General features: G+C 56.6%; 13 protein-coding genes. 12 read left to right on the forward strand and 1 reads right to left on the reverse strand.

From position 1 onward, the window contains the following. Positions 1-23: 23 nt before the first annotated feature. Positions 24-1,544, reverse strand: coding sequence for a chromosomal replication initiator protein DnaA (dnaA, locus tag ACM6J5_RS26495; protein WP_095943031.1), 1,521 nt, complete (start codon positions 1,542-1,544; stop codon positions 24-26). Positions 1,545-2,110: 566 nt separating this feature from the next. Here dnaA and rpmH point away from each other — a divergent pair. The 12 genes from rpmH (at position 2,111) to atpE (ending at position 12,654) form a co-directional block, all read left to right on the forward strand. Next, on the forward strand, positions 2,111-2,245 hold the full coding sequence (gene rpmH, locus ACM6J5_RS26500; protein WP_003213577.1) for a 50S ribosomal protein L34: 135 nt from the start codon (positions 2,111-2,113) through the stop codon (positions 2,243-2,245). A 16-nt stretch (positions 2,246-2,261) separates the two neighbouring features. Continuing rightward, the gene (gene rnpA / locus ACM6J5_RS26505) at positions 2,262-2,663 is read left to right on the forward strand and encodes a ribonuclease P protein component (RefSeq protein WP_218194549.1); all 402 of its coding nucleotides are present in this window, start codon (positions 2,262-2,264) and stop codon (positions 2,661-2,663) included. Continuing rightward, positions 2,656-2,901, forward strand: a complete 246-nt coding sequence (gene yidD / locus ACM6J5_RS26510; RefSeq protein WP_095943033.1) for a membrane protein insertion efficiency factor YidD — start codon at positions 2,656-2,658, stop codon at positions 2,899-2,901. The genes rnpA and yidD overlap by 8 nt, the downstream gene beginning before the upstream one ends. A gap of 2 nt (positions 2,902-2,903) precedes the next feature. Then, entirely contained in the window at positions 2,904-4,583 is a 1,680-nt protein-coding gene (yidC, locus tag ACM6J5_RS26515; RefSeq protein ID WP_095943034.1) for a membrane protein insertase YidC, read from the forward strand. 79 nt (positions 4,584-4,662) lie between these two features. Further along, entirely contained in the window at positions 4,663-6,033 is a 1,371-nt protein-coding gene (mnmE, locus tag ACM6J5_RS26520; RefSeq protein ID WP_095943035.1) for a tRNA uridine-5-carboxymethylaminomethyl(34) synthesis GTPase MnmE, read from the forward strand. A gap of 550 nt (positions 6,034-6,583) precedes the next feature. Continuing rightward, positions 6,584-8,482, forward strand: coding sequence for a tRNA uridine-5-carboxymethylaminomethyl(34) synthesis enzyme MnmG (mnmG, locus tag ACM6J5_RS26525; protein WP_095943036.1), 1,899 nt, complete (start codon positions 6,584-6,586; stop codon positions 8,480-8,482). Next, the gene (rsmG, locus tag ACM6J5_RS26530) at positions 8,479-9,123 is read left to right on the forward strand and encodes a 16S rRNA (guanine(527)-N(7))-methyltransferase RsmG (RefSeq protein WP_007969895.1); all 645 of its coding nucleotides are present in this window, start codon (positions 8,479-8,481) and stop codon (positions 9,121-9,123) included. Before mnmG ends, rsmG begins: the two co-directional genes overlap by 4 nt. An 18-nt stretch (positions 9,124-9,141) precedes the next feature. After that, entirely contained in the window at positions 9,142-9,939 is a 798-nt protein-coding gene (locus tag ACM6J5_RS26535; RefSeq protein WP_095943037.1) for a ParA family protein, read from the forward strand. A 9-nt stretch (positions 9,940-9,948) separates the two neighbouring features. Further along, positions 9,949-10,821, forward strand: a complete 873-nt coding sequence (locus ACM6J5_RS26540) for a ParB/RepB/Spo0J family partition protein (RefSeq protein ID WP_414929635.1) — start codon at positions 9,949-9,951, stop codon at positions 10,819-10,821. A 148-nt stretch (positions 10,822-10,969) separates the two neighbouring features. After that, the gene (locus ACM6J5_RS26545) at positions 10,970-11,377 is read left to right on the forward strand and encodes a F0F1 ATP synthase subunit I (protein WP_008045685.1); all 408 of its coding nucleotides are present in this window, start codon (positions 10,970-10,972) and stop codon (positions 11,375-11,377) included. A 16-nt stretch (positions 11,378-11,393) separates the two neighbouring features. Then, positions 11,394-12,263 (forward strand): F0F1 ATP synthase subunit A, encoded by an 870-nt coding sequence (gene atpB / locus ACM6J5_RS26550; RefSeq protein ID WP_095943038.1) that lies wholly within the window; start codon positions 11,394-11,396, stop codon positions 12,261-12,263. 133 nt (positions 12,264-12,396) lie between these two features. Next, on the forward strand, positions 12,397-12,654 hold the full coding sequence (gene atpE / locus ACM6J5_RS26555) for a F0F1 ATP synthase subunit C (RefSeq protein ID WP_003097235.1): 258 nt from the start codon (positions 12,397-12,399) through the stop codon (positions 12,652-12,654). Positions 12,655-12,670: the final 16 nt, after the last annotated feature.

Raw genomic sequence — 12,670 nt, forward strand, 5'->3', positions numbered from 1 at the left:
TTAATAAGCTGCGCTGGTGTTCATCAAGTGGTCAGCGTACGCAGCAGGTTCTTGTAGTCCTCGCGGATGTCCGCGTCGGATTCCTTAAGTTCGTTGATCTTGCGGCACGCGTGCAAGACCGTTGTATGGTCGCGACCGCCAAACACATCACCGATTTCCGGCAGGCTGTGGTTGGTCAGTTCCTTGGACAATGCCATGGCGACCTGACGCGGACGAGCGACCGAACGCGAACGGCGTTTGGACAGCAAGTCAGAGATCTTGATCTTGTAGTACTCGGCGACAGTGCGCTGAATGTTATCCACAGAGACCAGTTTATCCTGCAACGCCAACAAGTCCTTCAGGGATTCGCGAATCAGCTCAATGGTGATATCGCGGCCCATGAAGTGCGAGTGGGCAATCACGCGCTTGAGCGCGCCTTCCAGCTCACGGACGTTGGAGCGAATGCGCTGGGCAATGAAGAACGCGGCATCGTGAGGCAGCTCGACTTTGGCCTGATCGGCCTTCTTCATCAGGATAGCCACGCGGGTTTCCAGCTCCGGCGGCTCGACCGCTACGGTCAGGCCCCAGCCAAAGCGGGATTTCAGGCGTTCTTCAAGGCCTTCGATTTCTTTCGGGTAGCGGTCACTGGTGAGAATAACCTGCTGGCCACCTTCGAGCAGGGCGTTGAAGGTGTGGAAAAACTCTTCCTGGGAACGCTCCTTGCGGGCGAAGAACTGAATGTCATCGATCAGCAACGCGTCCACCGAACGGTAGAAGCGTTTGAACTCGTTGATCGCATTCAGCTGCAGGGCCTTGACCATGTCTGCCACGAAACGCTCGGAATGCAGGTACACCACCTTGGCATTCGGGTTCTTCTTTAATAGATGGTTACCCACAGCGTGCATCAAGTGGGTTTTACCCAAGCCAACGCCACCATAAAGGAAGAGCGGGTTGTAACCGTGCTTGGGGTTATCTGCCACCTGCCAGGCGGCGGCGCGCGCCAGCTGGTTGGATTTACCTTCAACGAAATTCTCGAAGGTAAAGGTGCGGTTCAGGTAACTGGTGTGCTTGAGCGCACCTTCGACCTGCACGGTACGTTGTTCGGCGCGAACCGGAGCCTGTTGCGAACTGGCGCCGGCCATCGGGTCGAAGCTGTCACGGGAAGGTTCTTCCTCAATGACCTCAGACACTTTTTGCGTCGCACGCTTGGTCGACGCGGCGGCAGGTGCCGTCGGCGGACTGGCTGGCGCTTGAGCAGCCTGGGCCTGGGAAGCCGCGGCAGCCAGGGGAGCATTGGGCGCGGCACGAGGTGCCGAACTGCGTTTGCTGCCTATTAACAGGGAAAGCGCAGGTGCCATGCCATTGCCGTGTTCATCGAGCAATTCGAGAACACGCCCCAGGTATTTTTCGTTGACCCAGTCCAGAACAAAACGATTGGGCGCATAGACACGCAACTCGTCGCCTTCGGCTTCGACCTGTAGTGGACGGATCCAAGTGTTGAATTGTTGGGCAGGCAGCTCATCGCGCAGAAGCTCCACGCACTGCTGCCAAAGTTCCACTGACACGGATATCCCCTAAGTTGAAAGCCGGTGAGGCAAAAACAAGCGGCCATTGTAGCGACCAGACGCCGACTTATCCACACGAAGGTGGTTCATCGCCCAAGAAGAATCTCCGTTTTATACGCAAAAAAGGCGACCAGTGGTCTGTGCATAAGCTCTGTGGATAACCGGGGTTAAGGTCATTGTACAAGTGGGGGCGAAACTCGGTGGATAACCGGCCTGTGGATAAAGCCACCTTTCACACACAGGTTATCCGACAGCGCAGCACAGGCTGAACACTGTTTTCCACCGTAGTTGTCATTCTCTGTACAGCTGGTAAAACAAGGCCTGAATCGACTTATCCACAGATGAATGCGCACCTAGCTTTTATAAGCTTTACAGAAAAGCTTTAAATACTTTCCTTTCTTATTTTTATATCTACGCAAGGTGCGAACACAGAAAAACCTCCGGAGATCTATTTATAAGGAAACGTTGGTTGGAAATTGACCTGAAGGCTTGCTTTCTCTAGAATCCCCGGTCTCTTAAAACGGGGGCCATTCCGGCCCGTTGTGGACGAACCAGGTAACACGACAATGAAACGTACTTTCCAACCAAGCACTATCAAACGCGCTCGTACCCACGGTTTCCGTGCTCGCATGGCTACCAAGAACGGTCGTGCCGTCCTGTCGCGTCGTCGCGCCAAAGGTCGTGCGCGTCTGGCAGTTTGATAATCCGGCACTGGAGGTGAGTCAGGACTTCAGTCGGGAAAAGCGTCTGCTTACCCCCCGGCATTTCAAGGCAGTCTTTGACTCCCCTACCGGCAAGGTTCCGGGGAAAAATCTCCTGCTCCTTGCGCGCAACAACGATCTTGATCACCCCCGTCTCGGGTTGGTTATCGGGAAAAAGAGCGTAAAGCTCTCCGTCGAGCGCAATCGCCTCAAACGTCTGATGCGCGAATCGTTTCGCCTGAACCAGGATTCTCTGGTCGGTTGGGACATTGTTATCGTCGCGCGAAAAGGTTTGGGTGACGTAGAAAACCCCGAATTGATTCAGCATCTCGGCAAACTCTGGAAACGACTGGCTCGCAGTTCGCCGGTACCAGCAGTTAAAACCGAACCTGTAGGGGTAGACAGTCCGGATGCGTAAACTGGCACTCGTTCCGATCCAGTTTTATCGCTATGCCATTAGTCCCCTGATGGCCGATCACTGTCGTTTCTACCCCAGCTGTTCTTGCTACGCGTTAGAAGCCATCGAAAATCATGGCCTTCTTCGCGGTGGCTGGCTGACCTTTCGTCGTTTAGGTCGCTGTCATCCGTGGAATTCCGGTGGTTATGACCCGGTTCCACCTATCCCTACCTCCCGTTCTTCTTCGATGGCCGAGTAATCATGGATATCAAACGCACGATCCTGATCGTCGCCCTGGCAATCGTGTCCTACGTTATGGTTCTTAAATGGAACCAGGACTATGGCCAGGCTGCCCTGCCGACTCAGAATGTTGCCACCAATACGACTGCATCGGGCCTGCCGGATACGGCATCTGGCTCCAACGCTTCCGCCAGTGACGACATTCCACGTGCTGCAAGCGACACCAGCGCACCTGCCGAAACGCCGGTGGCTGTGAGCAAGGACCTCATCCAGATCAAAACGGATGTACTGGACCTGGCTGTCGACCCACAAGGTGGCGATGTTGCCCAGCTGACCCTGCCACTGTATCCGCGTCGTCAGGATCACCCGGAAATTCCGTTCCAGCTGTTCGATAACGGCGGCGAACGTACTTATCTGGCGCAAAGCGGTCTGATCGGCACCAACGGTCCGGATGCAAATCCGGCCGGTCGTCCGGTTTATTCCTCGGAGAAGAAGGTTTATCAGCTGGCCGACGGTCAGGACCAATTGGTCGTTGACCTGAAGTTCAGCAAGGACGGCGTCAACTACATCAAGCGTTTCACCCTGAAACGCGGCCTGTATGACGTAACCGTTTCCTACCTGATCGACAACCAGAGCGCCCAGCCCTGGACCGGTGCGATGTTCGCCCAGTTGAAGCGCGACGCCAGCGCCGATCCTTCGTCGACCACGGCTACTGGTACCGCGACTTACCTGGGGGCCGCCCTGTGGACAAGTTCCGAGCCGTACAAGAAAGTGTCCATGAAGGACATGGACAAGGCGCCGCTGAAAGAAACCGTCACTGGCGGTTGGGTTGCCTGGTTGCAGCACTACTTCGTGACCGCATGGATTCCGGCCAAGGGCGAAAACAACGTCGTCCAGACCCGTAAAGACAGCAAAGGCAACTACATCATCGGCTACACCGGTCCATCGATGAGTGTTGCACCGGGTGCCAAGGCTGAAACCAGCGCCGTTCTGTACGCTGGTCCGAAAAGCCAGGCCGTGCTGAAAGAGTTGTCCCCAGGTCTGGAACTGACGGTCGACTACGGCATTCTGTGGTTCATCGCCCAACCGATCTTCTGGTTGCTGCAACATATCCACGCCATTGTGGGTAACTGGGGCTGGTCGATCATCTTCCTGACCATGCTGATCAAAGGGATCTTCTTCCCGCTGTCGGCTGCCAGCTACAAATCCATGGCGCGCATGCGTGCAGTGGCACCGAAACTGGCCGCGCTGAAAGAGCAACATGGCGATGACCGGCAGAAAATGTCGCAAGCCATGATGGAGCTGTACAAGAAAGAGAAGATCAATCCGCTGGGTGGTTGCTTGCCAATCCTCGTGCAGATGCCGGTTTTCCTCTCGCTGTACTGGGTTCTGCTGGAAAGCGTCGAGATGCGTCAGGCGCCGTTCATGCTGTGGATTACTGACCTGTCGATCAAGGATCCGTTCTTCATTCTGCCGATCATCATGGGTGCAACCATGTTCATCCAGCAGCAGCTGAACCCGACTCCTCCGGATCCGATGCAGGCCAAGGTGATGAAGCTGATGCCAATCATCTTCACCTTCTTCTTCCTGTGGTTCCCGGCTGGTCTGGTGCTGTACTGGGTAGTGAACAACTGCCTGTCGATCGCCCAACAGTGGTACATCACACGTAAGATCGAAGCAGCCGCTAAAGCAGCTGCCTGATTTACACTGTGGATAACCACTCAAAACGCCCCCTAGTGGGGCGTTTTGCTATCTGTCACTTTTGTCTGGATACCGGTTTATGAGCGTTCCTCGTGAAACCATCGCAGCCGTCGCCACCGCTCAAGGTCGCGGCGGTGTAGGCATCGTGCGTATTTCCGGGCCGTTGGCCAGCGTTGCGGCCAAGGCCTTCAGTGGTCGCGAGCTCAAGCCGCGATTTGCTCACTACGGTCCGTTTTTCAGTGAAAACGACGAGGTGCTGGACCAGGGCATTGCCTTGTATTTCCCCGGCCCGAACTCGTTCACTGGCGAAGATGTCCTGGAGCTGCAAGGCCATGGCGGCCCGATTGTTCTGGATATGCTGCTCAAACGCTGTCTGGAACTGGGTTGCCGTCTCGCCCGGCCGGGGGAATTCAGTGAGCGCGCCTTCCTCAACGACAAACTGGACCTCGCCCAGGCCGAAGCCATTGCCGACCTGATTGAAGCCAGTTCCGCCCAGGCTGCGCGAAATGCGTTGCGCTCCCTGCAGGGTGCCTTCTCGTCGCGTGTGCATAACCTCACCGAGCAATTGATCGGCCTGCGCATCTATGTCGAAGCGGCCATCGATTTTCCGGAAGAGGAAATCGACTTCCTCGCCGATGGTCACGTCCTGAGCATGCTCGACAAGGTGCGCGACGAGTTATCCACTGTAATCCGCGAAGCCGGGCAGGGTGCCTTGCTGCGTGACGGCATGACCGTGGTCATTGCCGGTCGTCCGAATGCCGGCAAATCCAGCCTGCTCAATGCCCTGGCCGGGCGTGAAGCAGCGATCGTAACGGAAATTGCCGGTACCACCCGTGACGTGCTTCGCGAACATATCCATATCGATGGCATGCCGCTGCACGTCGTGGATACCGCCGGTCTGCGCGATACCGATGATCATGTGGAAAAAATCGGCGTCGAGCGTGCCTTGAAGGCCATCGGCGAAGCGGATCGGGTATTGCTGGTGGTCGATGCCACAGCGCCCGAAGCCCTCGATCCGTTCGCGCTGTGGCCGGAGTTTCTCGAAATCCGTCCCGATCCCGCGAAAGTCACCCTGATCCGCAACAAGGCTGACCTTACAGGCGAAGCCATTGCCCTGGAGGTCAGCCAGGACGGTCATGTCACCATCAGCCTGAGCGCCAAATCGGGTGGTATCGGACTGGAGTTGCTGCGTGATCACCTCAAGGCCTGCATGGGCTATGAACAAACGTCTGAAAGCAGCTTCAGCGCTCGCCGGCGACACCTTGAGGCGCTACGTCATGCCAGTGCTGCCCTCGAGCATGGCCGCGCGCAATTGACCCTGGCCGGTGCTGGCGAGTTATTGGCCGAGGATTTGCGCCAGGCTCAGCAGTCGTTGGGTGAAATCACTGGTGCCTTCAGCTCTGACGATCTGCTGGGGCGAATTTTCTCCAGCTTCTGTATCGGTAAGTAGCCCTCCTGTTATTCACAGACAGGCCATTCGTGCCTGTCTGCTTTCTCCTTTTCTGAAAATAACCTCCAGTGCCGAGCGGGCTTCGTCTGCTTGAGCGTAATTCCTGTACCTGAAATTCGAGCAAACGGAGCTTTTCTGTGGATTAAGCCCTGTGAATAACCGACGCTAAGGTCAGTTGATAACAGGGCTCGAAAACTGAACATAACCGCCTCTGTGGATAACCACCCCTTTCATCCACAGGCTTACACCGGTTATCCAAGGGCCTCATTGGTACATGAACACAGGGTTTTGAATCTCTGTACATATTGAAAACAAAGGCCTGCATCAATCTATCCACAGAAATGTGGGTGCATAGAAATAAACATAAAAACAAAGATTTAATAAATTTCTTTCTTTTTAATTTCTATAACTCCGACTTTTCCACAGCTGGTTAAATTTTGTGCAAAGGGTTCTTTAGGAAGGGCGAAGTCCCTATACTTGTCGACCAGGTCCAAAAACCTGAGCTCAAACTATTCCTGAATTACCTACTTAAGCAGGCACGAGGTGCGTGGTGGATTTCCCTTCCCGTTTTGAAGTGATCGTCATCGGCGGCGGTCATGCCGGTACCGAGGCAGCACTGGCCTCAGCACGTATGGGGGTTAAAACCCTGTTGCTGACGCATAACGTGGAAACCCTCGGTGCCATGAGTTGCAATCCGGCCATTGGCGGGATCGGCAAAAGCCACCTGGTCAAGGAAATCGACGCCCTCGGCGGCGCGATGGCCATGGCCACCGATAAAGGCGGCATCCAGTTTCGCGTGTTGAACAGCCGCAAAGGCCCGGCCGTGCGCGCAACCCGCGCACAGGCAGACCGGGTTCTGTACAAGGCAGCTGTCCGCGAAATCCTGGAAAACCAGCCGAACCTGTGGATATTTCAACAGGCCGCTGACGACCTGATCGTTGAGCAGGAACAAGTTCGTGGTGTTGTCACGCAAATGGGTCTGCGTTTCCTCGCCGATTCCGTGGTGCTGACCACCGGCACGTTCCTCGGTGGACTTATCCACATCGGTTTGCAGAATTTTTCCGGCGGTCGCGCCGGTGATCCGCCATCGATCGCGCTGGCTCACCGTCTGCGTGAACTGCCATTGCGTGTGGGTCGTTTGAAAACCGGTACTCCACCGCGTATCGACGGCCGGTCCGTGGATTTCTCGGTGATGTCCGAACAACCGGGTGATACGCCGATCCCTGTGATGTCGTTCATGGGCAACAAGGAACAGCATCCACGACAGGTCAGTTGCTGGATTACCCACACAAATGCCCGTACCCACGAAATCATTGCCGCGAACCTCGACCGTTCGCCGATGTATTCCGCTGCCGGCGAGATCGAAGGCATCGGCCCGCGTTATTGCCCGTCGATCGAAGACAAGATCCATCGCTTCGCCGACAAGGAAAGCCATCAGGTGTTCATCGAACCGGAAGGTTTGACCACCCATGAGCTGTATCCGAACGGGATATCCACAAGCTTGCCGTTCGACGTGCAATTGCAGATCGTGCAATCGATCCGCGGCATGGAAAACGCGCACATCGTGCGTCCTGGTTACGCGATCGAGTACGACTACTTCGATCCACGGGATTTGAAATACAGCCTGGAAACCAAAGTCATCGGCGGTCTGTTCTTCGCCGGGCAAATCAACGGTACAACCGGTTACGAAGAAGCCGGTGCCCAGGGTTTGCTCGCCGGAACCAACGCTGCACTGCGTGCACAAGGCAAAGAGGCCTGGTGCCCGCGTCGCGACGAGGCCTATATCGGTGTGTTGGTCGACGACCTGATCACCCTTGGTACCCAAGAGCCGTACCGGATGTTCACGTCCCGCGCCGAATATCGTCTGATCCTGCGCGAAGACAACGCCGACCTGCGCTTGACCGAAAAAGGTCGCGAACTGGGCCTGGTGGATGACGTGCGCTGGGCGGCTTTCTGCAAAAAACGCGAAAGCATCGAACTGGAAGAGCAGCGCCTGAAAAGCACCTGGGTACGCCCGGGCACCGAACAGGGCGATGCCATTGCCGAAAAATTCGGCACGCCACTGACTCACGAATACAACCTGCTCAATCTCTTGAGCCGTCCGGAAATCGACTACGCTGGTCTGATTGCCGTGACCGGTGGGGGCGCAGAAGATCCACAGGTTGCCGAGCAGGTCGAAATCAAGACCAAGTACGCCGGCTACATCGATCGTCAACAGGATGAAATCGCCCGCTTGCGTGCCAGCGAAGACACCAGACTGCCTGTGGATATCGATTACACGAACATTTCCGGTCTCTCCAAGGAGATCCAGAGCAAGCTCGGCGCGACCCGTCCAGAAACCCTGGGTCAGGCCTCGCGTATCCCGGGCGTTACGCCGGCAGCCATTTCGCTGTTGATGATTCATTTGAAAAAACGCGGCGCGGGCCGTCAGTTGGAGCAAAGCGCTTGAGTTCGTTGGTCACTTCGCAACACGCAGAAGAGTTATCCACAGGTGCTCGCCAACTCGGTGTCACGCTGACAGAAACCCAGCACGCACAGTTGCTGGGTTACCTGGCCCTGTTGATCAAATGGAACAAGGCTTACAACCTCACCGCCGTGCGTGATCCGGACGAAATGGTTTCCCGTCACTTGCTCGATAGCCTGAGCGTGATGTCGTTCATCGAAAACGGTCGCTGGCTCGACGTCGGCAGCGGCGGCGGCATGCCTGGCATTCCGCTGGCGATCCTGTTTCCCGAGTCCCAGGTGACCTGCCTGGACAGCAACGGCAAGAAAACCCGCTTCCTGACCCAGGTCAAACTCGAACTCAAACTGGATAACCTGCAAGTTATCCACAGTCGCGTCGAAGCATTCCAGCCTGCACAGCCATTCAACGGGATCATTTCCCGGGCGTTCAGCAGCATGGAAAACTTCAGTAACTGGACTCGCCACCTTGGCGATAGCGAAACACGCTGGCTGGCAATGAAGGGCGTTCATCCGGCCGATGAGCTGGTAGCATTGCCGGCAGACTTCCACCTCGATAGCGAACACGCCCTGGCCGTACCTGGTTGCCAAGGCCAACGCCATCTGCTGATACTGCGCCGCACGGCATGATTGGGAACACAAGCAAGAATGGCTAAGGTATTCGCGATTGCGAACCAAAAGGGTGGCGTGGGCAAAACCACCACCTGCATCAACCTCGCAGCATCCCTGGTCGCGACCAAGCGCCGGGTGCTGTTGATCGATCTCGATCCACAGGGCAACGCCACCATGGGTAGCGGTGTGGATAAACATGGCCTGGAAAACTCGGTCTACGACCTGCTGATCGGTGAATGTGACCTGGCCCAGGCCATGCACTACTCCGAACACGGTGGTTACCAGCTGTTGCCGGCCAACCGCGACCTCACCGCGGCCGAAGTGGTTCTGCTGGAAATGCAGATGAAGGAAAGCCGTCTGCGCAGCGCGCTGGCGCCGATCCGGGAAAACTACGATTACATCCTGATCGACTGCCCGCCGTCGCTGTCGATGCTGACCCTGAACGCACTGGTTGCCGCCGACGGGGTCATTATCCCCATGCAGTGCGAGTACTTCGCACTCGAAGGCTTGAGCGACCTTGTGGATAACATCAAGCGTATCTCTGAACTGTTGAACCCGAACCTGAAGGTCGAAGGCCTGCTGCGCACGATGTACGACCCGCGCCTGAGCCTGATGAACGATGTCTCGGCGCAGCTCAAGGAACACTTCGGCGAGCAGCTCTACGACACCGTCATTCCGCGCAACATCCGTCTGGCCGAAGCACCAAGCTACGGCATGCCGGCGCTGGCGTACGACAAAGCGTCGCGAGGCGCTGTTGCCTACCTCGCATTGGCGGGCGAGATGGTTCGTCGTCAACGCAAAAACTCACGCATCGCCGCTGCTCAGGCAACTTAAGGAATCCCCATGGCCGTCAAGAAACGAGGTCTCGGACGTGGACTGGATGCTCTGTTGAGTGGTCCGACTGTCAGCTCGCTGGAAGAACAAGCGGCGCAAGCCGATCAGCGTGAGCTGCAGCACCTTCCCCTGGATCTGCTCCAGCGCGGCAAGTACCAGCCGCGTCGTGACATGGATCCGCAGGCGCTCGAAGAGTTGGCGCAGTCGATCAGGGCCCAGGGTGTCATGCAGCCCATCGTGGTTCGCCCGATCGGCAGCGGCCGCTTCGAGATCATTGCCGGCGAACGCCGCTGGCGCGCCAGCCAGCAAGCCGGGCAGGAAACGATCCCGGCGATGGTTCGCGATGTACCCGATGAAACCGCGATCGCTATCGCCCTGATCGAGAACATCCAGCGCGAAGACCTGAACCCGATTGAAGAAGCCGTGGCCCTGCAGCGTTTGCAGCAGGAGTTCCAGCTGACCCAGCAACAGGTAGCCGAGGCTGTGGGCAAGTCCCGGGTGACCGTGGCCAACCTGTTGCGCCTGATTTCCTTGCCGGAAGTCATCAAGACCATGTTGTCCCACGGCGACCTGGAAATGGGTCATGCCCGTGCATTGCTCGGTTTGCCGGAAATTCAACAGGTTGAAGGGGCGCGACATGTTGTCGCACGCGGGCTGACCGTGCGCCAGACCGAGGCACTGGTTCGCCAGTGGTTGAGTGGGAAACCGGAGCCTGTTGAACCGGCAAAACCGGACCCGGATATCGCCCGTCTCGAACAGCGCCTGGCCGAGCGCCTAGGCTCTGCGGTGCAGATCCGCCACGGTAAGAAGGGTAAAGGGCAGTTGGTGATTGGCTACAACTCACTGGATGAGCTTCAAGGCGTACTTGCACATATCCGCTGAAACATTTCCTCATGTAGCGCGCAGTCGGAAATCACTACCTGACAGTTGAATAGGGGCAGAACCGCCCCTATACTCTGCGCGCATTTTGTCGGCACAAATTATGCCAAGTTATTGAATTTCGGCAGCCGACCATTGGAGAGTAAAAGTGATGGAAACCCGCACGCCAAACCGCCTGCCCTTCCATCGCCTGGCAGTTTTTCCGGTGTTAATGGCTCAATTTGTCGTGTTGCTGATCGCCGCTTTGGCGCTTTGGTACCGATATGGAGTCGTTGCCGGGTACTCGGGACTCTGCGGAGGCCTGATAGCCTTGCTACCCAATGTTTATTTCGCTCACAGGGCATTTCGGTTTTCCGGCGCTCGAGCGGCCCAGTCCATCGTCCGGTCTTTTTATGCCGGCGAGGCAGGCAAACTGATTTTGACGGCAGTGCTGTTTGCACTGGTGTTTGCAGGTGTGAAGCCACTGGCGCCGATTGCAGTATTCGGTGCCTTCGTGCTGACTCAGTCAGTCAGCTGGTTCGCTCCCCTGCTGATGAGAACAAGACTTTCGAGACCTTAGGGCGTTTGAGGCAACCATGGCAGAAACAACCGCTTCGGGCTATATCCAGCACCACTTGCAGAACCTGACCTTCGGTCAGCTCCCTACCGGCGGCTGGGGCTTTGCCCACACCGCAGCAGAAGCCAAGGAAATGGGCTTCTGGGCTTTCCATGTCGATACTCTCGGCTGGTCGGTCGCATTGGGTCTGATCTTCGTTCTTCTTTTCCGCATGGCGGCAAAGAAAGCGACTTCCGGTCAGCCAGGTGCTTTGCAGAACTTCGTTGAAGTTTTGGTCGAATTCGTCGATGGCAGCGTGAAAGACAGCTTCCATGGCCGTAGCCCGGTGATTGCACCGCTGGCACTGACCATCTTCGTCTGGGTGTTCCTGATGAACGCCGTCGACCTGGTACCGGTCGACTGGATTCCTCAACTGGCCATCCTGATCACCGGCGACCACCACATCCCGTTCCGCGCCGTGTCGACCACCGACCCGAACGCGACCCTGGGCATGGCGTTCTCGGTCTTCGCACTGATCATTTTCTACAGCATCAAGGTCAAGGGCCTCGGCGGCTTCATCGGCGAGCTGACCCTGCACCCGTTCGGCAGCAAGAACATCTTCGTTCAGGCCCTGCTGATCCCGGTGAACTTCCTGCTGGAATTCGTGACCCTGATCGCCAAGCCGATCTCCCTGGCTCTGCGTCTGTTCGGCAACATGTACGCCGGCGAGCTGGTCTTCATTCTGATTGCTGTGATGTTCGGCAGCGGTCTGCTCTGGCTTAGTGGCCTGGGCGTTGTTCTGCAGTGGGCGTGGGCTGTGTTCCACATCCTGATCATCACCCTGCAGGCGTTCATCTTCATGATGTTGACCATCGTTTACCTGTCGATGGCACACGAAGAAAACCATTAAGGCCAGTCTCGACTAGTCTGATGTCCTTCCCGGTAAAACGGGAAGGTGCTCCTTGCGGGGCATCTGAAACGATTTGTTTTACCGCTTTAATCTAAAAAACCTAAACCATACGACGTAAAAGTCGGGAGGAAAGATGGAAACTGTAGTTGGTCTAACCGCTATCGCTGTTGCACTGTTGATCGGCCTGGGCGCACTGGGTACCGCAATTGGTTTCGGCCTGCTGGGCGGCAAGTTCCTGGAAGGCGCAGCGCGTCAGCCAGAAATGGTTCCAATGCTGCAAGTTAAAATGTTCATCGTTGCCGGTCTGCTCGACGCCGTAACCATGATCGGTGTTGGTATCGCTCTGTTCTTCACCTTTGCGAACCCGTTCGTTGGTCAAATCGCTGGCTAATTACTCGGATCTTCCG

It is taken from the genome of Pseudomonas sp. IT-P74 (assembly GCF_949768175.1).
Classification (GTDB): Bacteria; Pseudomonadota; Gammaproteobacteria; order Pseudomonadales; family Pseudomonadaceae; genus Aquipseudomonas.